The sequence below is a fragment of the Rhodanobacter denitrificans genome (assembly GCF_003335105.1).
Lineage (GTDB): Bacteria > Pseudomonadota > Gammaproteobacteria > Xanthomonadales > Rhodanobacteraceae > Rhodanobacter > Rhodanobacter denitrificans_A.
This window is the reverse complement of the sequence record NZ_QFWQ01000003.1, coordinates 38,565-57,440: the sequence shown is the minus strand read 5'-3', so window position 1 is coordinate 57,440 and position 18,876 is coordinate 38,565. Positions and strand designations below refer to the sequence as shown.

General features: G+C 67.1%; 14 protein-coding genes. 9 read left to right on the top strand and 5 right to left on the bottom strand.

The features are described from left to right. Window positions 1-72 precede the first annotated feature (72 nt). From arsS to DEO45_RS02500, 5 genes are all read left to right on the top strand, one after another. Window positions 73-1,053 (top strand): arsenosugar biosynthesis radical SAM (seleno)protein ArsS, encoded by a 981-nt coding sequence (gene arsS, locus DEO45_RS02520; protein ID WP_114340750.1) that lies wholly within the window; start codon window positions 73-75, stop codon window positions 1,051-1,053. Then, entirely contained in the window at window positions 1,050-2,117 is a 1,068-nt protein-coding gene (locus tag DEO45_RS02515; protein WP_114340749.1) for a methyltransferase domain-containing protein, read from the top strand. The genes arsS and DEO45_RS02515 overlap by 4 nt, the downstream gene beginning before the upstream one ends. 1 nt (window position 2,118) lies before the next feature. Further along, window positions 2,119-2,811, top strand: coding sequence for a TIGR04283 family arsenosugar biosynthesis glycosyltransferase (locus DEO45_RS02510; protein WP_114340748.1), 693 nt, complete (start codon window positions 2,119-2,121; stop codon window positions 2,809-2,811). Beyond that, a complete protein-coding gene (locus tag DEO45_RS02505; protein WP_223250759.1) occupies window positions 2,808-3,488 on the top strand; it encodes a TIGR04282 family arsenosugar biosynthesis glycosyltransferase in 681 nt (226 codons plus the stop codon). Before DEO45_RS02510 ends, DEO45_RS02505 begins: the two co-directional genes overlap by 4 nt. An 85-nt stretch (window positions 3,489-3,573) precedes the next feature. Further along, on the top strand, window positions 3,574-4,665 hold the full coding sequence (locus DEO45_RS02500; RefSeq protein ID WP_114340747.1) for an inorganic phosphate transporter: 1,092 nt from the start codon (window positions 3,574-3,576) through the stop codon (window positions 4,663-4,665). A gap of 147 nt (window positions 4,666-4,812) precedes the next feature. On the opposite strand, the gene DEO45_RS02495 is transcribed toward DEO45_RS02500, so the two are convergent. The 5 genes from DEO45_RS02495 to DEO45_RS02475 are packed head-to-tail and all read right to left on the bottom strand — an operon-like array spanning window position 4,813 to window position 12,347. Continuing rightward, window positions 4,813-5,676, bottom strand: coding sequence for a MurR/RpiR family transcriptional regulator (locus DEO45_RS02495; protein WP_114340746.1), 864 nt, complete (start codon window positions 5,674-5,676; stop codon window positions 4,813-4,815). A 13-nt stretch (window positions 5,677-5,689) separates the two neighbouring features. Beyond that, entirely contained in the window at window positions 5,690-7,009 is a 1,320-nt protein-coding gene (locus DEO45_RS02490; protein ID WP_114340745.1) for a peptide MFS transporter, read from the bottom strand. A gap of 22 nt (window positions 7,010-7,031) precedes the next feature. Beyond that, window positions 7,032-8,054: a dipeptide epimerase gene (locus tag DEO45_RS02485; protein ID WP_114340744.1), complete on the bottom strand. Its 1,023-nt coding sequence runs from the start codon at window positions 8,052-8,054 to the stop codon at window positions 7,032-7,034. Window positions 8,055-8,066: 12 nt separating this feature from the next. Further along, the gene (locus DEO45_RS02480; protein ID WP_114340743.1) at window positions 8,067-10,067 is read right to left on the bottom strand and encodes a serine hydrolase domain-containing protein; all 2,001 of its coding nucleotides are present in this window, start codon (window positions 10,065-10,067) and stop codon (window positions 8,067-8,069) included. Between the two features lie 36 nt (window positions 10,068-10,103). After that, the gene (locus tag DEO45_RS02475) at window positions 10,104-12,347 is read right to left on the bottom strand and encodes a TonB-dependent receptor (RefSeq protein WP_223250758.1); all 2,244 of its coding nucleotides are present in this window, start codon (window positions 12,345-12,347) and stop codon (window positions 10,104-10,106) included. 617 nt (window positions 12,348-12,964) lie between these two features. Between DEO45_RS02475 and lexA the strand changes: the two genes are divergently transcribed. From lexA to DEO45_RS02455, 4 genes are read left to right on the top strand one after another with little or no spacing between them, the layout of a single operon-like run. Then, window positions 12,965-13,585 (top strand): transcriptional repressor LexA, encoded by a 621-nt coding sequence (gene lexA / locus DEO45_RS02470; RefSeq protein WP_114341287.1) that lies wholly within the window; start codon window positions 12,965-12,967, stop codon window positions 13,583-13,585. After that, window positions 13,585-14,208 carry a translesion DNA synthesis-associated protein ImuA gene (gene imuA, locus DEO45_RS02465; RefSeq protein WP_114340741.1) on the top strand — a complete coding sequence of 208 codons (624 nt, stop codon included), beginning with the start codon at window positions 13,585-13,587 and terminating at the stop codon, window positions 14,206-14,208. Before lexA ends, imuA begins: the two co-directional genes overlap by 1 nt. A 12-nt stretch (window positions 14,209-14,220) precedes the next feature. Beyond that, window positions 14,221-15,624 carry a Y-family DNA polymerase gene (locus tag DEO45_RS02460; protein WP_114340740.1) on the top strand — a complete coding sequence of 468 codons (1,404 nt, stop codon included), beginning with the start codon at window positions 14,221-14,223 and terminating at the stop codon, window positions 15,622-15,624. Beyond that, window positions 15,506-18,715 carry an error-prone DNA polymerase gene (locus tag DEO45_RS02455; RefSeq protein ID WP_428992418.1) on the top strand — a complete coding sequence of 1,070 codons (3,210 nt, stop codon included), beginning with the start codon at window positions 15,506-15,508 and terminating at the stop codon, window positions 18,713-18,715. Before DEO45_RS02460 ends, DEO45_RS02455 begins: the two co-directional genes overlap by 119 nt. The last annotated feature ends 161 nt before the right edge of the window (window positions 18,716-18,876 follow it).

Genomic DNA, 18,876 nt, shown 5'->3' with positions numbered 1-18,876 from the left:
CCTGCTGCCGGGGCGCCCGGACCGGTCCGCACAGGTGCGCCAGCGCCGCCAACATCGCCAGGACATGCTGCCATGAACGCCGTTCCATCTTTCGCCGCACCATCGTTCGCCCGCTCCCTGCGCGAGCATGGGCTCGCCTTGCCGCGCATGCCGACGGAGATCCTGCAGGTCAACGTCGGCAAGCTGTGCGACCTGGCCTGCCAGCATTGCCACGTGGAAGCCGGGCCCGGGCGCACCGAGATCATGCAGGCGGCCACGGTGGAACGCATCCTGGAACTGCTGGCGAAGGCCCCGGGCGTGCATACGGTGGACCTGACCGGCGGCGCGCCGGAACTCAACCCACATTTCCGCACCCTGGTGCAGGGATCGCGTGCGTTGGGCAAGACCGTCATCGACCGCTGCAACCTGACCGTGCTGTTCCGTCCCGGACAGGAGGACACCGCGGAGTTCCTGGCCGAACAGGGCGTCAAGGTGGTCGCCTCGCTGCCTTGCTACAGCAAGGCCAACGTGGAGAAGCAGCGCGGGCGGCACGTTTTCGATCCCAGCCTGCGCGCCCTTCATCGGCTCAATGCGCTCGGCTACGGGCGCGCCGGCTCCGGGCTGGAACTGGATCTGGTCTACAACCCGCTGGGCGCCACGCTGCCGCCCGCCCAGGCGACGCTGGAGGCGACCTACCGGCACGAGCTGGCCGAACACTTCGGCATCGTGTTCAACCACCTGTTCACCATCACCAACATGCCGATCAAGCGCTTCCTGCACCTGCTCGAGCGCGAGGGTCGCTACGAGCGCTACATGCAGACCCTGCTCGATGCATTCAATCCGCGCGCGGCGCTGGGCGTGATGTGCCGCAACCTGCTGTCGGTGAGCTGGGATGGCGAACTCTTCGACTGCGATTTCAACCAGGCGCTGGGGCTGCCGCTGGGCGGCCGCCGACGAACCTTGTGGGAAATCGACGCGCTGGCGGACGTCGGGCACGGCCCGATTGCGTTCGCCAATCATTGCTATGGCTGTACCGCCGGGGCGGGCAGCTCCTGTGGAGGATCGTTGACATGAGCATGAACCTGGAACAAGACGTCGTCGCCGGTGCGGAAGAGCAGCAATCCGCCGTGCGCAGCTACTACGGCGAAACCCTGCAGTCGAGCCGCGACCTGCGCACCACGGCATGCTGCAGCCTGGAAGCGATGCCGGAAAACCTGCGTTCGATCCTTGTCCAGTTGCACCCGGAGGTGCGCGAGCGCTTCTACGGCTGCGGCTCGCCGCTGCCGCCGGCGGTGGACGGCGCCATCGTGCTCGACCTCGGCTGCGGCAGCGGACGGGACGTCTATCTGCTGTCGAAGCTGGTGGGCGAGCAGGGGCGGGTGATCGGCGTCGACATGACCGAGCGGCAGCTGGCGGTGGCCGAGCGCCATCGCGAATGGCATGCGCAGGCCTTCGGCCATGCGCGCAGCAATGTCACCCTGCAGCTGGGCGATCTCGCGGACCTGGCGGCGCTGGGCATCGCCGATGGCTCCGTCGACGTCGTGGTGTCCAACTGCGTGCTCAACCTGGTGCCGGACAAGCGCCGCGCGTTCGCCGAAATATGCCGCGTGCTCAAGCCCGGTGGCGAGCTGTACTTCTCCGACGTGTTCAGCGACCGTCGGTTGCCGCGCGAGCTGTTGGCCGACCCGGTGCTGCTGGGCGAGTGCCTGGCCGGCGCGTTGTACGTGGAGGATTTCCGGCGGTTGCTCGGTGAGCTTGGCGTGGCCGATGCGCGCGTGTGCGCACGCAGCCCGATCGCGCTGACCGATGCGGCGATCGAGCAACGTATCGGTTTTGCGAACTTCGAATCGATTACCTGGCGCGCATTCAAGCTGCCGCTGGAGGATCGCTGCGAGGACTACGGCCAGGTCGCGACCTACCTGGGCAGCCTGCCCGGGCACCCGCACCGCTTCGCGCTGGACGACCATCACCTGTTCGAGAGCGGCCGCCCGGTGCGGGTCTGCGGCAACACCGCCGACATGCTGGCGGGCAGCCGCTATGTCGCGCATTTCCGCATCGACGGCGACAAGCGGAAGCATTTCGGCCTGTTCGATTGCGCGCCCGCCGCGCCGGCCAGCGTCGCGGCCAGCTGTTGCTGACATGTCGACGAGCTCGTTGTCGGTGATCGTGCCGCTGGCGCCCGGCGAAACCGAATGGCCCGAGCTGCTGCGGCAACTGTCCGCCCTGCCGGACGGCAGCGAAGTCATCATGGCGTGTGCGGACGATGAGCCGCGGCCATCGCCGGCGACGTGGCCCACATATCTGCGCTATCGGCAGTGCCGCAGCGAGGCCGGCCGTGCCTGCCAGCAGAATCTCGGCGCCGGCCTGGCCACGGGCGAGTGGTTGTGGTTCCTGCATGCCGACTCGCGCTTGCGTCCCGGCACCCTGCAGGAACTGCAGCGCTTCATCGGGCAGGGCGGCGAGGCGCTGGGATGGTTCACGCTCGCCTTTCGTGGCGACGGCCCGCGCTGGACGGCGTTGAACGCGGCCGGCGCCAACTGGCGCGCGCGCTGGCTGGGGTTGCCGTTCGGCGATCAGGGACTGCTGTTGCCGAGGCATTGCTTCGAGGCGCTGCACGGCTTCGACGAGCAGGCGCGTTACGGCGAGGACCACCTGCTGGTATGGGCCGCGAGACAGGCCGGCCTGCCGCTGCGGCGCATTCCCGCCGTGCTGGAGACCAGCGCGCGCAAATATGCGCGACACGGCTGGTTGAGTACCACGCTCAGGCACTGGCGACTGACCGCGGCCCAGGCGTGGCCGGCATGGCGCGCCACGCGGCGGACGAGGACATGACGACCGCGCTGGCCATTTTCGTCAAGACCCCGGGCCATTCGCCGTTGAAGACACGGCTGGCAACCGTTATTGGCGAAGACGCCGCGCTCACCTTCCACCGGCTGGCCAGCGCTGCCGTGGCGGGGGTGGCCAGGGCGGCCCAGCCGCTCATCACGCCTTACTGGGCGGTGGCCGAGGCCGACGACGCTGCGCATGCAGCGTGGCCGGACTTTCCCACGATCTGGCAGGGGGAGGGCGGCCTGGGCACGCGCATGCATCATGTCCTCGAGACCCTGCTGAGCCGGCACGGCAGCGTGCTGCTGGTGGGCGCGGACGTGCCGCAGCTCACGTCAGGGCAACTGACCCGGGCCGCGCAGGCACTGGCCGAGCCCCCGGTTGCGTTCGTGTTCGGTCCCTCCACCGATGGCGGCTTCTGGCTGTTCGGCAGCAACACGCCTGTGCAACTGGCGATCTGGCAGTCGGTGCGCTATTCGCAGGGCGACACCTGCCTGGCGCTGCGCAGGGCATTGCCAGGGACGGGACGCATCCTCGAGCTGCCCGTGCTCACCGATGTCGACAACGCCGACGATCTGCCGCGGGTGCTGGGCGCGCTTGGCCGGCTGCCGGAGGCGTTGCCGGCGCAGTGTGCGCTGGCGGAATGGATGAAGCTGCAACTTGCAGGATCTCCGACGGCCTGAATCGTTTTGCCACCCGGATGACTCCATGACATGTGGCCATGTGCCTCGCCGCTTCGTCTTCGCGTGACGCTACCCGGGATACCCGATGGAAACCCTGCTTGTACTGACCGTGCTATTCCTCGCCGCCACCAACGGCGCCAACGACAATTTCAAGGGCGTGGCCGCCCTGTACGGCAGTCGCCGCGCCGGTTACTGGACCAGCCTGGGCTGGGCGAGCATTACCACCCTGGCCGGGTCGTTGTCCTCGGTGTTCCTCGCACGTGCGCTGCTGAAGGCGTTCACGGGCGCCGGCCTGGTGCCAGCCGATGTCGCGGCAAAGCTTCCGTTTGCGCTGGCGGTCGCTGGTGGCGCCGGCATCACCGTCGCGCTGGCCGCCTGGCGCGGGCGGCCGATCTCGACCACCCACGCGCTGGTCGGTGCGATGAGCGGTGTCGGCCTGGTGGCCGTCGGCTCGGCGGTGAAGTTCGGCACGCTGGGACAGAGCTTCCTGCTGCCGCTGCTGGCGACCCCCGTCATTGCGGTCCTGCCGGCCTGGCTGCTGGCACCGTGGCTGCGCAGGCTGAGCACGCGTGCGGACCATGAATCGGAGTGCGAGTGCACGGTGAATGCGGTACAGGTCTCCGCGGAAGGCCTGCTGTTGCGTACGGGCATGCCGATGGCCCTCGCCGGTACCGTGGCCGAGTGCGAAAGCCTAGGGGCCCGGCGCGCGTGGCAGCTCGATGCCCGTGGCCTGGTGGATGGCCTGCTGTATCTCTCCGGCGGGGCGGTCAGCTTCGCGAGGGGCTTGAACGACACGCCCAAGATCGCGGCGCTGCTGCTGCCGGTCGCTGCGCTGGACGGTAACGCCTCGGCGCTGGCGGTCGGCCTGGCGATGTTCGTGGGCGGCCTGTTGGGGGCAGCGCGTGTCGCCCGGACCATGAGCGACAGGATCACGCGGCTCGATCCTGGCGGAGCGCTGGCCGCCGGCCTGACCACCAGTCTGCTGGTCGGCACGGCATCATTCAGCGGACTGCCGGTGTCCACGACCCATGTGTCGGTCGGTGCGCTCGCCGGCAGCGGCATCCGTAGCGGTGCAGGCGTGGATCGCTCCGTGATGACCGCCATCGTCCTTTCGTGGGTGATCACCGTGCCCGTCGGCGCGATGTTCGGCGCGTTGCTGTATCTGTGGCTGGGTTGACCGCTGCTCAAAACCGGGGGCGTCATTCCTGCGGAAGCGCTTCGTGCAGACGCCCAAGTTCTGCCTATGCTCAGCCGTGTCCCGCCATGCTTGTGCTATACGGGGAGACCATCGAGCGGGCCGGCCGGCGGGGTTCCGCACTGCCCATTAGCGGCCTGGCTTTCTCTGCGCCTTGCCGCGCGGCGGATCGATGTAGCAGCCCTGTTCCTGGCGAAGCTCGTTGATCTCGCTGAGCCGCTCCATCACGCCGTCGCTGTTCTCGATCACCGCGGCCACGATCAGGCTGAACAGGCTCGACATTGCGCAGTAGCTGTGCCAAACCTCGCTGGCCGGTATCAGCAGCGCATGCGGGGTGAGCTCGCGCGCCCAGTAGCATTCGATGTCGGCGATCAGCACCAGCGGGATGCCTCGTCCTGCCACGTGTTCGGCGACTTCGCGGAATTGCCTGAAGTAGCGGCGCTGGTCGATCAACACCACGCAGCTGTTTTTGTTCGAGTCCAGCAGCATGTCGACGCAGGCGCTGTCGGCGCCGTCGTTGAAGGCGACGCGCGGGCGCACCTGCTGCAGCAGGTTGGCGAGGCCGAGGCCGAGGAAGGTGCTGTGCTGGAAGCTGGCTACCGAGACGCGGTCGGCCGAAACCAGCTGACGGATCGCCGACTTCCATTCCCTGGTGCGGACGACCTCATGCACGCCGGCCAGTGCGCGAGTCTCCGCCAGCAGGTGCATGGCGATCGCGTCGCCGTCCTGGGGCGGTTCCGGCGGCTTGTAGAGATGTCGCCAGGTGCCGTCGCCGCGGAATTCCTCCTTCATCTCGCCTAGGCCTTCGTAGCCCAAGGTGCGCAGGAAGCGTCCCACCGTCATCGGGCTTACGCCCACGCGCTTGCCCAGCGACGCCGCCGTCTCGAACGGCAGATCGCGGATGTTGTGCATCAGGTAATTGGCAATCTTTCGCTCGGAGGCCGTGAAGCCTTCCCAGTGGTCCTTGAGCTTCTGCTTCAGGTCCTTGGTCATCAGGAGGGCCTCGTCATGAGATCGTGGCGGTCAGGCCCGGATTATCCCGTTTTTCCGTGCGACCGACGCGCAGGCCCAAGGCGAGCAGCAGGACCGCCGAGGCGCCGGCGACGACGCCGATCAGCAGGAAGAAGCCGCCGTGCGGCAGCCGGCTCCAGAGCATACCCAGTGCGCCGGCGAGCAGGTTGCCGAAGAAACCGGCAAAGAACCACAGCGCGATGCAGGTGGCGCCGAAACCTTCCGGCGCCAGATGGCCGAACAGGCCCAGGCCCACTGGCAGGATGTACAACTCGCCCAGCGTCATCAGCACGAACCAGCCTGCCAGCCAGAGCCAGTTTGCACGGATGCCGCGTGCCTCGCTCCACGCGGCCACCGCGGCCAGCAATACATACGACAGTCCGACCACGGCCGCGCCGAAGGCCATCCTGTGCAGCGATGGCGTGTCGATACCGCGCTTTGCCAGACGTGCCCAGCGCGCCACCAGCAGGGGCGTGGCGATGAACACCATCAGCGGATCCAGCGCCTGGAACCAGGCCATCGGAATGCTCCAGCCGGCAGTCACCTGGCGGTCCACGCCCATCTCCGCCCACAGCGCGATGGTGTTGCCGACCTGTTCGTAGGCGCCGCGGAACAGCACCACGATCGCGGCGATCCCACCGAGGAAGGCGAGACGGCTCAGCACGGCGCGGTCCAGCGGCTTGCGTGGGGTCGGCAATGCTGCGATGCGTGCGGCTTCCGGCGGCAAATGGCGGCTGCCGGCCACGTAGATCAGCAGCGAGGCGAGCATGCCCACGCCGGCCGCCGTGAAGCCCCAGTGCCAGCCGTAGGCCTCGCCCAGGAAGCCGCACACCAGCGGCGCCAGGAAGGCGCCCAGGTTCACGCCCACGTAGTAGATGCTGTAGGCGCTCTTGCGCCGCGGATCGCCCTCGCGGTACAGGCCCTCGATCTGGCTGGCCAGACTGGGTAGGAACAGGCCGTTGCCCAGCGCGATGGTGGCCAGGGCCGGATAGAACAGCGCTGGCGAGGCCATCATGAAATGGCCCAGCGCCATGGTGCTGGCGCCGATCAGCACGGACCGGCGCTTGCCCAGCCAGCGATCCGCGACCATGCCGCCGAACACCGGCGTGAAGTAGACGAAGGCGGCATAGGTGCCGTAGACCAGCGACGCGTATTCCTGGCCGAAGTCCAGCCGCATGGTCATGTAATAGACCAGCAGCGCGCGCATGCCGAAGAAGGAGAACATCTCCCACATCTCGGTCAGGAACAGCACGCTGAGGCCAAACGGGTGGCCGAGGAAGCGGCGTTCGCGCGCGGGAGGCTGGGCCGCGGTCATGGGCGTCGATTCTCCGGAAGGCTCATGCGGGCAAGGTGCACGGTGCGCCCCAGATCCCGTCGGGGCACCAGATGCGCCCGTCGCGGTAGCTTACCCCGGGCTCGCGGTCGGCCTTGATGAACATCGGGCCGTCCAGGTCCACCACCGAGCACAGCGAGCCGAGTACGAAGGCTGGTCCCATCGACAGCGACGAGCCGCCCATGTTGCCCACCATCAGGCGGAAGCCGCGTTCGCTGGCCTCGCGCGCGAGCGCCAGTCCAGCGGTGAGGCCGCCGCACTTGTCCAGCTTGATGTTGATCACCTGCACGCGGCCTTCGAGGCCGGGCAGGTCGGCGCGGTCCTGCACGCTCTCGTCGGCGGCCAGCGGGACCGGATAGTGCAGCCCGTCGAACCACGCTTCACGGCCGACCGGGAAAGGTTGCTCGACCACGGCCACGCCGGTCTCCACCAGGGTCGGCAGCATCTGCGCCAGCGATTCGCGGGTAAGCCCCTGGTTGGCGTCCACCATCAGCCAGACGCCGGGGCAAGCCGCGCGCACCGCGCGCACGCGCTCGGCGTTGAGGTGGTCGTCCTTGAGCTTGAGCTTGAGTGCGCGTGCACCCGCGTAGTTGCGCGCCGCCTCGCCCACCTCGTCCGGATCGTCGGCGCTCAGCGTGTAGGTGGTCAGCAGCGACTCGGGCCGCGACAGGCCGGTGAGCTGCCAGACGGACGTGTTGCCGCGCTTCGCCTCCAGGTCCCACAGCGCGCAATCCACCGCGTTGCGCGCACCGCCGGCAGGCAGCAGTTCCAGCAGCTGTTCGCGGGTGATGCCGTGTTCGATGCGCTCGCGCAGGCGTTCGACCTGCTGCAGCATCGAGGCGGGCGTGTCGTTGCGGTAATAGACGCCAAGCCCTTCGCCCTGGCCGGTGAACTCGCCGTCGTGCAGGCTCACCACCAGTGCGTCGCAGGCAGTGAAGGTGTAGCCGGTGATGTGGAAGGGCTGCTTGAGCGGGAGCTTCTCGATGTGCGCGCTCAACTTGAGCGTTGGGTGGAGGCGGCTGGTCATCGTTGCTCCCGGTCAGAAATGCGTGTTGAAGCTGACCAGCCCGAACGCCAGGATGAACCAGCCGAGATAGAGTGCGGCGAGTGCAAGCACGGTCTCGCCGAGTCGCACGCGCAGGCTGCGCGCGGCCAGCCTCCAGCCGTTCACGGCATGCAGCACGATCGCCAGCACGCCGAGCAGCGCGACCACGCCGATCACGTAGAGCAGGGTCATCCACGGCGCGGCGCCGCCCTGCAGCAGCAGGGACAGATGCGTGCCGACGGAACCCAGCAGCACGAACCAGCCGATCAGGTCGAGGAACAGCACCAGCGCCCCCAGTCGTGAATACAGGCGCGTGCGGTGCAGGCCGGGTGGCAGTTTCAGCGTGGCGTGGTAATGGCGACGCAGCCAGCGGCCCAGCCCCCAGCTGGCCAGCGCCAGCAGCACGACCAGCATCGACAGGCCGGCGAGCGGCAGCACGGTGCCCTTGCCGCGCGCGGCGGGCATGCGCTGGAACAGCATCACGGCGGGAATGTAGGTCGTGGTCCAGTAGCGGATCCGGCCGTCCGCGCCGGCGACGAAGCGCAGCTGGTCACGGCCGTTCACTTCGCGGTACTGCAGCGGAGCGACCTCACGCCAGCGCAGGGGCTGGCCCGCGGTGTCGACCAGCATCGGCGACACGGTCAGCGTGCCATCCGGCGCCGCGGCAACCTGGAACTGCGAGAGCAAGTTGAACAGCTTCATCGCGCTGTCGTTGCGGCGGGTGCTCTGGTACCAGCCGGCCACCCTGGCGGCGTCGGTCTTTGCACTCGCCGGTGCCGGCGTCCGTGCGGGCAGTGGAGATGGGAAGTAGCGGTCGAGAAAAGCGTGGAAGATCGAACGGCGCAGCGTCAGCGTGCCGCCAGCATCGGGGTTGCCCGCACTGTTGAAGGACAGGAACAGGCCCACGTTCTTGTCCAGCAGCAGGTGCAGGTCGCTGTGGAACACCACGGTGTCACCGGCATGGCCGATGATGCGCAGGCCGTTGCGGTCCTCTTGGTAGAAGCCCAGGTCGAAGCCGGGCATGTCCGGCGCCGGCGCGTACTGCGGGCTGTGCATCAGCCGCGTGGTGGCCGGCTGGAGGATCCCGGTGTCGCCGTAGCGGCCATCCTGCAGCTGGGCAATCATGAACTTCGCCATGTCCGCCGCCGTGGTGCTCATCGCGCCGGCGGGCGCGGGATCGACCAGCTCGAACGGTTGCGGCTTGCCATCCGATGCGCGCAGGTAGCCCTTCGACATCAGCGGTGCGAGCGCCGGCGACAGCGGCTGCGTGAAGGTGGAATGGTCCATCCCCAGCGGCTTGAGGATGTGCTGTTCGACGTACTGCTCGTACGGTTCGCCGGCGATGCGCTGCACGATGTAGCCGGCCACGCCGCAACCGTAGTTGGAATAGGCCACCAGTTCGCCCGGCGGGAAGATGCGTGCAGGCAGCCGCTCCTTCAGGTAGCGCTCCAGGTTCACCTGGTCGGGCGTGGCCGGCATCAGGCCGCGGGTCACGTCCTCGAAACCTGGAGTGTGCGTCATCAGTTCGCGCAGGGTGATCGGCTTGCCGTGCCAGGCCGGAATGCGAAAGTCGAGGTAGTCGTTGACATCGCGGTCCAGGTCCAGCTTGCCCTGTTCGACCAGCTGCATCACCGCGATCCAGGTGAACAGCTTGGAGGTGGAGCCGGGCCGGAACAGCGTGCTGTCGGCCGAAACCGGAATGCGCCTGGCAAGGTCGGCATAGCCGTAGCCGCGGGCGAACAGTACCCGGCCGTCCTTGACCACCGCCACCACGCCGCCGGCGATGTCGTTGCGGTGCAGCGCGTAGGGCATCAGGCCATCAAAGAGCGAGCCGAGATCCTGCGCCGTCAGGGCCGGCGTGGAGTCCGCCGGCTGCATCATGTCTGCAACCGGCGTCGCGCTGGCCGCGGCCGCTGGCGTGGCCTGCTGCGCCAGCGCCGTACCCAGAGCGACGGTGGTGACAAAGGCGACCAGCCCTTTCAATGCTCGGTTCATGCCGGATTCCCGTGGTGTGTCGAAGGAAGGACTGGCTCAGAAATCGACGCTGGCCGACACGCCGACCGTGCGCGGCGTCTGTACCGAGGCGTTGTACGGGCTGCCCACCGGATTCAGCGTCTCCGGCCACACCGAGGTGATGCCGTGCCTGTTGGCCAGGTTCTTGGCGTAGAGCTTGAACATCCAGTCGCCGAAATTCACGCCCGCATACAAGTCGATGTTGTTGTACGAGGGCAGGTGGACGCGTGGTGCGGGAACCTGGTTGAACTCCGCGGCGCGCCGCCCGACGTGGCTGAAGTTGCCGCCCACGAAACCGGACCAGCTGCCGATCGGGAAGTTGTAGTCGGCGCCCAGGTTGGCGTTCCACTTCGGCACGTAGGGCAGGGGATTGCCCTTGAGGCCGTAGACGCTGCCGGCCGGGTTGTCCTGGGCGAGCTTGGCGTCGGTGTAGGAGCTGTTCGCCCACAGCGTGAGGCCGCTGGTCGGGTGATAGCGCAGGCTCGCCTCGAAGCCCTTGCTGACTGCCTTGCCGCCATTGCCGAGGAAGCTGATGCCGCCCACGGTCGAAGTCAGTTGCACCTTGGACCAGTCGATGTAGAAGGCGTCCATGTCCAGGCTCATGCGCCCGTCGAGCATCATCGTCTTCAGGCCCAGTTCGTAGTTCACCAGCTTGTCCGGGTCAAAGGTCAGCGGTGCGCCAAGCCCCGGCGACACGCCGACGTTGGCACCGCCCGGGCGGAAGCCGGTGGCCACGCGCAGATAGCCCATCGTGTCTTTGCTGAACTTGTAGCTGGGATTGAACAGGTAGGTGATCGGCTGGTCGCTGCTGCGCAAGGTGAAACCGGAATCGCCGATCAGCAGGCCGGTGCCGGTCTGCGTGTAGGTGGTGCGGTCGTCGCTGTAGCGCGCGCCGACCAGCAGGCTGAAACGATCGGTGGCATGCCAGGTAAGGTCGCCATAGCCGGCCCATTCGGTGAACAGCGCCGGACCCACCGAAACGTGCACGAGGGTGGGCAACGCTATGGGCTGTCCCGTGCCAGCGTCGAAGGTGGCCATGTCCTGCTGGTCCACGGTACGTTCGTGGGTGAAGAACAGGCCGGTGCGCCACTCCCAGGTCTGGTCTTGCGGCGACTGCAGTCGCAGTTCCTGCGTGACCTTGTTCAGCGAGATCGGTTGCACTTCCGCATAGCCGCCGTTGGACAGGCCGAACAACGGATTGAGCAGGGGGCCGAACAGGGCGGTGTTGTCGACGTTCTCGTTGAGCCGCAGCGTGCTGTAGCTGGTGGTGGAGACCAGCTTGGCCCAGCCCATGTCGGCGCTGGCGGTGAGGTCGTAGAGCCGGTACTTCACCTTGAACAGGCCGGTGCCGGCGGCACGCGCCTGCTTGTTCCAGCCATAGACCGGTTGCGCGGTGGACGGGTCGACGTCGATGCCGCCGTTGGCCGAGCCGTTGCTGCTCAGGTTTTGTGCCAGCGCCGAGAAGCGTACCGAGACCTTGTCGCTGGGCGTCCACAGCAATTGCGCGCGGCCGCCGCGAACCTTGGCCTCGTTCACCTCGGTCTGGCCAGTGGAGATGTTGTCGATGTAGCCGGGATCGGTGCGGGCATAGGCATTGACGCGCAGGCCCAGCGTGTCTTTCATCAAGGGGATGTTCACCGTCGCGTGCGAGCCGAAGCCGCTGCCACCGCCGGCTACGCTGCTCGCTTCAACGCCGACGTGGGCGCTGGCCGCGGTGGTGTCGGGCGGGGTGGTGACGAACTTGATCAGGCCACCCAGTGTGTTCGATCCGTACAGCGTGCCCTGCGGCCCGCGCAGCACCTCGATGTGGTCCAGGTCGCTGGGATCGATATCGGGCGTGAGCATGCTGCCTGCCGCGTAGACGGTGCTTGAGCCGTACGGCGAGTCGTCGATGTAGGTGCCCACTGTGGCGTTGGGCTGGTGGCTGCCCGAAGTGATACCGCGCAGCACCAGCTGGGTCCAGCCCTGGCCCGAGGAGATCGCGTTGAGGCCGGGTACCTGGCCGATGTAGTCGCCGAAGCTGGTGGCGCCCTGGCGGTCGAGCTGGGTCTGCGTCAGCACCGACACCGCCATCGGCACGCTCTGCAGCGGCTCGCTGCGCTTGTCGGCGGTCACGATGATCGTGGGCAGGCGCGTGGCTTTTCCGTCTGCGTCCTGCGTGCCGGTGACGCGGCGGTGGGCCTTGCTGGCAACAGGTGCTGCTCCGGCCTGCTCGGCGTTGTGGTCCTGCGCCCGCAGGAGCGCGGGACCGGTCAATGCCATGGCGACGGCCACGCAGATGCAGCGGTGAGCATACGGTGAGCGATACATGTCCACGTCAAATCCCCCAGGAGAAACGGATGGCCCGTGGATGCACTGATATCAAGATAACAAAATTATGTCAATGCATTTTAAATATCATTGCGTGGTTGGGGACGTCACGAGCAGGCAAGCGGAAACGATCCCATGCCGGGGCATTGGACTGTTGGCGATTGGCCATCTGGATGGCCGGTTGGCCATGGCTATCGCGCGGTCGGCCTGGAGGCCGTGTCACGCCATGGATTCAGCATCGATCGCGCTCGACAGCTGAGCCCTTCACGAAGCAGGCGTTCGAAAGCTTCGAGATCAAACCGCCGTTTTTGAACAGCGGGAAAGCGTGCGGATGAACGCAACCAGGTGCGCAAGGTCGTCGGGTAGCTAGTTCGGGGAACAGAAAGTATGGCGATCCCGGAGGGCTCGCCGATATCTCATTCCGCGAGATGGCGGCGCGTGATGCTGGGGGCAGCGTATCTTCGAAATTGGATGCGATCACTGTGTCAAATCATTGATTCAAATAAGTGTGTCGATACAATTTTCTTCCGTTTTTAATTTTCACCTATTTAGGTGAAACTATGTGGACCATGACCCTTCAGATCACCCAGCGCCAGTCGAACGTCCTCGCCTTCATCCGCGCGCGGATCGAGCGCGATGGGCAGTCGCCCACGCTGGAGGAAATCGGCAAGGCACTGGGCATCGACAGCGTCAGCGCGGTGCTCAAGCACGTGCGTTCGCTCGAAGCAAAAGGCCGGCTGACCATCGAACCCAACCGCGCCCGCAGCATCCGGTTGGTGCGCGAGTCCGATCCGATGGATGCGGACACGATGGAATTGCCGCTGATCGGTCGCATCGCGGCCGGTGAGCCCTTGTTTTCGGAGTCGCGGGTCGATCGCAGTCTGCGTGTCTCCCGTTCGCTGTTCCGGCTGCGGCCGGACTACCTGGTGAGGGTGGTCGGCGATTCGATGCGCGGGGAGGGCATTCTCGATGGCGACCTGGTGGCGGTGCACGCCACGCCGGTGGCCCGTCACGGCCAAGTGGTGGCCGCCCGCGTGGGCAGTGATCGTTTCACGATCAAGCGGCTGTACTGGAAAGGCGAGGTGGTTCGCCTGTTGCCCAACAGCCCGGGTTTCCGCCCCATCGACGTGGACCCTGCCGAAGACTTCGCGATCGAAGGCCTGTTTGCAGGCCTGCTACGAGGCAGTTGATGAACGCCGTGGCTCCACTTTCCGCGTTGCTCGATGCACGCCGGGTCTGGCGTGGCCGTGCTCCCGAAGTGCCGGCCGGCGACCAGCCCACCGGCTGGCGCGCACTCGATGCCGTGCTGCCGGCGGGCGGCTGGCCCGACGCCTCGTTGTCCGAGATCCTGCTGCCCGTCGATGGCGTGGGCGAACTCCGCCTGGTGCTGCCTACGCTGGCGCGATTGACCCAAAGCCGGCGCCACGTCGTGATCGTGTCGCCGCCGTATGCGCCGTGTGTCGCCGGCTGGCGCCAGCAGGGTGTCGACATGCGCCGGGTGGACATCGTCGAGGCCGCTGAAAAAGACGTGCTCTGGGCCACCGAACAATGCCTGCGCTCGGGAAGCTGCGCCGCCGTGCTGGCGTGGCCACGACAGGCCGACGATCGCGCCTTGCGCCGCCTGCAGGTGGCGGCGGTCACCGGCCAGGCGCTCGCCTTCGTGTTCCGCGATCGCTCCCATCTTTCCAACGCCTCGCCGGCAGCGCTGCGGCTGGAACTGGAAGCCTCGCCGCAGCCGCGGATATGGGTGCGCAAATGCCGCGGCGGGGCCGTGCCGCCCCGGCCCGTTCCGCTGACGCAGCTTGCCCGTTGATGGTGGCCGCACATGCTCTGGACCTGCATCAACCTGCCGCATCTGGCCATGGATGGGATTCTTCGGCGCCGCCCCGCGCCGGGGCCGCTGGTGCTCGCCGACGGCCCGGTCAACGCGCGCACGATCGTTTCGGCCAATGATTCCGCACAAGCGGCCGGCCTGCACGTCGGGCAGCGGCTGAGCGCCGCGCAGGCGCTGCTGTCGAAATTCGAGGCGGTTCCGTATGACCGCGGCTCGGTCGATCGATGGCACCGGTTTCTGGCCGCCGTGGCTTATCGCTACAGCTCCGAGGTCAGCCTGCTGCCGCATGCGATCGTGCTGGAGGTCAGCCGGAGCATGGGCCTGTTCGGGCCGTGGCCGCGGCTTGCGTCGATGCTGCGCGCGGATTTCACCGAACTTGGATTTCGTCATCGGCTGGCCACGGCACCTACGGCTCACGCCGCGCATGTGCTGGCCACGGTTTCCGATGGGCAGGCGGTGCTGTCTGCCGATGCGCTGCGCCATGCCTTGCAGCGGGTGCCGATCGCGAAGAGCTCTCTGCCGGCGAACGCCATCGCCGCGCTGCCGGGCATGGGCATCCGCAGCCTGGGTCAGGTGCTGGCGCTGCCGCGGGATGGCTTGCGCCGGCGCTTCGGCGCGGAACTGCTGGATGCGCTGGACCGCCTCACCGGTGACCGTCCCTCCGGCTTGGATTTGTATCGTCCGCCGGACATCTTCGACCTGCGCATCGAATTGCTCCACGAGGTGGAAAATCGATCGGCGCTGGTCTTCCCGGTGCGGCGCATGGCCGATGATCTTTCCGCCTATCTCGCCGGTCGCGATGGCGGCGTGCAACGTTTCCTGTTGCGCCTGGAACATCGCGAAGGCCGTTATACCGATGTGCCCGTAGGGCTGCTGGCGTCGGAGCGCAATGGCGCAATGCTGTTCGAGTTCGCACGAGGCCGGCTGGAGCACGTCGCACTCCCCGAGCCGGTGCCGGCGCTGCGCCTGATCGCGCGCGACCTGCCGGCGTTCGTACCCGCCGGGCGCGATCTGTTCGACGAGCGGCCGGCGAATGCATTGCCGATCGGACAGCTGCGCGAACGCCTGCGCGCGCGCCTTGGCGATCGGGCGGTCTATCGGCTGGGAAGCACCACCGATCCACGCCCCGAACGTGCCCAGGCAGTGGCCGAATGCGGTGGCGTCCACGACGAGCCATCGCCACGGCCGACTTGGCTATTGGCGCATCCGGTTCCACTGCGCGGCCCGTCGCCGCGCATCCTGATCGGCCCCGAGCGGCTGGAAACCGGCTGGTGGGATGGCGGCGAAGCGTGCCGCGACTACTACGTGGTCGAGACTTCGCTCGGCCAGCGGGCGTGGGCCTTCTGTCCGCCCGGCGAGCAGGGCGGCTGGATGCTGCAGGGCTGGTTTGCATGAGCCGGCTCGCATGAGCGATTACGCCGAACTGCATTGCCTGTCCGATTTCTCCTTCGGTCGCGGCGCCTCGAACGCGGCTGAGTTGTTCGAGCGTGCCAGGGCATGCGGTTACCGTGCGCTGGCGATCACCGACGAATGTTCGCTCGCGGGCGTCGTGCGCGCGTACCAGGCATCGAACGAAACCGCCCTGAAACTGATCGTGGGCGCCGAGTTCCAGCTCGAGGATGGCCCGAAGCTGGTGCTGCTGTGCGAGAGCCGGCAGGGCTATGCCGAACTCTGCCGCTTGATCACGCACGGGCGCCGCGCTTCGGGAAAAGGCACGTACCGGCTCACCTGCGCGGACATGGAAAGCGGCATGCCGGGCACGCTGGCCTTGTGGATGCCCGGGCTGCAACCGGATACCGCCCACGGCCGCTGGACACGCGCGACGTTCGGCGACCGCGCATGGCTGGCGGTTGAACTGCATCGCGGGCCCGATGACGCCGCGCGCCTGCGCGAACTGCATGCGCTCGGGCATGCCCTGGATCTTCCGCTGGTGGCCAGCGGCGACGTGCACATGCACGTGCGCCGTCGGCTGGCCTTGCAGCACACGCTCACCGCGATCCGCCATCGCGTGCCGATCGCCGCGGCGGGCGCGCTGATCTTCCGCAATGGCGAACGGCATTTGCGCCGACGCGACGTGCTGGCCGGCATCTACCCCGAAGCCCTGATGCAGGAAAGCGTGCGCATCGCCGAACGCTGCACGTTCCGGATGGGCGAACTCAAGTACGACTACCCGACGGAACTGGTGCCGGATGGCCATACGCCCACCAGCTGGCTGCGCCATCTGGCGGAGGAGGGCATCCGCTGGCGCTGGCCGCAGGGTGTCAGCGACAAGGTACGCAAGCTGATCGACGACGAACTGGCGCTGATCGCGTCGAAGAAGTACGAACCCTTTTTTCTCACCGTGCATGACATCGTCCGGTTCGCACGTGGCGAAGGCATTCTCTGCCAGGGCCGCGGTTCGGCCGCCAATTCCGCCGTGTGTTTTGCGCTGGGCGTGACCGAGGTGGATCCGGAGGTGAACAACCTGCTGGTGGCGCGCTTCATCAGCGAGGATCGCGACGAACCGCCCGACATCGATGTCGATTTCGAGCACGAGCGGCGCGAGGAGGTCATCCAGTACATCTACGGGAAATACGGGCGCGAGCGCGCGGCGCTGGCTGCCACCGTGATCTGCTACCGCGGTCGCAGTGCGGTGCGCGACGTGGCCAAGGCATTCGGCCTGCCGCTGGACCAGGTCGACCGGCTCAGCGATGTCTTTGCGCGTGGCTGGGGCGACAGTGCGGCCGAGGAGCGGTTGCGCGAACAGGGTTTCGATCCGGACAGCCCGATCATCCGCCGCGTGTTGAAGCTCACATGCGAGCTGCTCGGCATGCCGAGGCATCTGTCGCAACACGTCGGCGGTTTCGTGATCTCCGATGCCTCGTTGAGCGAAATGGTGCCGGTGGAAAACGCGGCGATGCCCGACCGCACGGTCATCCAGTGGGAAAAGGACGACCTGGATTACATGCGCATGCTGAAGGTCGATTGCCTGGCGCTGGGCATGCTGACCTGTCTGCGCAAATGCTTCGCTCTGCTGGAAAGCAGGCATGGCGTGACGAAGACCATCGCGACGATCGAGCCGGGTGACCGCGCAACCTACGAGATGATCCGGCGCGCCGATACCGTCGGCGTCTTCCAGATCGAAAGCCGCGCGCAGATGGCGATGTTGCCACGGCATCGACCGGCGAATTTCTACGACCTGGTGATCCAGGTGGCGATCGTGCGGCCCGGTCCGATCCAGGGCGACATGGTGCATCCGTACCTGCGGCGCCGGAACGGCGAGGAGCCGGTCGACTATCCGTCGCCGGCTTTCAGGAACGTACTGGAGCGCACGCTCGGCGTCCCGTTGTTCCAGGAACAGGTGATGAAGCTGGCCATCGTGGCGGCCGACTTCACCGATGGCGAGGCCGACAAGCTGCGCCGCTCGATGGCTGCATGGAAACGCCATGGCGGACTGGAGCCGCATCGCGACAAGCTGATGCAGGGCATGCTGAAAAACGGTTACACGGCGGAATTCGCCGCACGCATCTTCGAACAGATCAAGGGCTTTGGTTCCTACGGTTTTCCCGAGTCGCACGCAGCAAGTTTCGCCAATCTGGTCTACGTCTCGAGCTGGCTGAAGTGCCATTACCCGGCGGCGTTCGCCTGCGCGCTGCTCAATGCGCAGCCGATGGGTTTCTACGGGCCGAGCCAGATCGTGCAGGACGTGCGGCGTCATCGCGTCGCGGTGCGCCCGGTGGACGTGCGCTTCAGCGACTGGGATTGCACGCTGGAACCCGACCAGCGCGGCCATGCCGATGCGCGCGCGATCCGGCTGGGCCTGCGCATGGTGCGGGGATGCTCCGAAGCGACCGCGCTTCGCTTGATGGCGGCGCGCAGGCAGCGGCCGTTCGCCGACGTCACCGACCTGTGCTCGCGGGCCGGCCTCGATCGCCGTCATCAGGAGCTGCTGGCCGATGCGGCGGCCTTGCGCGGGCTGGCCGGCCATCGCCATCGCGCGCGCTGGGCGGTGGCCGGGGTCGAGGCACAGCTGCCGCTGTTCGGTATCGAAAGCCCCGCCGAGCAGGCCGTGAGCTTGCCCTTGCCCACGCAGGCCGAGGACACCCTGGCGGATTACGCGCGTGTCGGCCTCAGCCTGGGAACGCATCCGCTGCGGCAGATCCGCGCCCGGTTGAACGCGGCACATTGCATGGACGGAAAAACCCTGCGCCAGCAGCCGCACAACAGTCGCGTGCGCGTGGCCGGACTGGTGACGTCGCGACAGCAACCGCAAACCGCCAGCGGCATCATCTTCGTGACGCTGGAGGACGAGCATGGCCTGATCAATGTCATCGTATGGCAGCGGGTGGCCGAGGCACAGCGTCGGGCGCTGCTGCAGGCACGGTTACTCGCCGTGGAAGGGCAGTGGGAAAACGTGGATGGCGTCAGCCATCTGATCGCACACCGGCTGAAGGACCTCACCCCGCTGCTGGGTGCGCTGGATGCGCGCTCGCGGGACTTCCACTGAATTCGCCGCGGCGGATCCGCCGTTGGTCTGGCTTGCACATCACCGCCGCGAATGGCCGAAAACCTGTCCCTGAAAACGTCCTGGACCCACGCCGGACGAAGTGAGCGTTGTCGAGGGCAGGGAAGGGTGGCTTCCGCGACCGCCACGGATCAGTAAGTACG

Excerpts from the sequence above, each read along its gene's own strand:
- DEO45_RS02455 (WP_428992418.1), top strand. The coding sequence starts at position 15,506 with ATGGCGGCGAAGCGTGCCGCGACTACTACGTGGTCGAGACTTCGCTCG.
- DEO45_RS02490 (WP_114340745.1), bottom strand. The coding sequence starts at position 7,009 with ATGACCGCGGCCCAGCCTCCCGCGCGCGAACGCCGCTTCCTCGGCCAC.
- DEO45_RS02515 (WP_114340749.1), top strand. The coding sequence starts at position 1,050 with ATGAGCATGAACCTGGAACAAGACGTCGTCGCCGGTGCGGAAGAGCAG.
- DEO45_RS02475 (WP_223250758.1), bottom strand. The coding sequence starts at position 12,347 with ATGGCATTGACCGGTCCCGCGCTCCTGCGGGCGCAGGACCACAACGCC.
- DEO45_RS02500 (WP_114340747.1), top strand. The coding sequence starts at position 3,574 with ATGGAAACCCTGCTTGTACTGACCGTGCTATTCCTCGCCGCCACCAAC.
- DEO45_RS02505 (WP_223250759.1), top strand. The coding sequence starts at position 2,808 with ATGACGACCGCGCTGGCCATTTTCGTCAAGACCCCGGGCCATTCGCCG.
- DEO45_RS02510 (WP_114340748.1), top strand. The coding sequence starts at position 2,119 with ATGTCGACGAGCTCGTTGTCGGTGATCGTGCCGCTGGCGCCCGGCGAA.
- lexA (WP_114341287.1), top strand. The coding sequence starts at position 12,965 with ATGACCCTTCAGATCACCCAGCGCCAGTCGAACGTCCTCGCCTTCATC.
- DEO45_RS02480 (WP_114340743.1), bottom strand. The coding sequence starts at position 10,067 with ATGAACCGAGCATTGAAAGGGCTGGTCGCCTTTGTCACCACCGTCGCT.
- DEO45_RS02460 (WP_114340740.1), top strand. The coding sequence starts at position 14,221 with ATGCTCTGGACCTGCATCAACCTGCCGCATCTGGCCATGGATGGGATT.
- imuA (WP_114340741.1), top strand. The coding sequence starts at position 13,585 with ATGAACGCCGTGGCTCCACTTTCCGCGTTGCTCGATGCACGCCGGGTC.
- DEO45_RS02485 (WP_114340744.1), bottom strand. The coding sequence starts at position 8,054 with ATGACCAGCCGCCTCCACCCAACGCTCAAGTTGAGCGCGCACATCGAG.
- arsS (WP_114340750.1), top strand. The coding sequence starts at position 73 with ATGAACGCCGTTCCATCTTTCGCCGCACCATCGTTCGCCCGCTCCCTG.
- DEO45_RS02495 (WP_114340746.1), bottom strand. The coding sequence starts at position 5,676 with ATGACCAAGGACCTGAAGCAGAAGCTCAAGGACCACTGGGAAGGCTTC.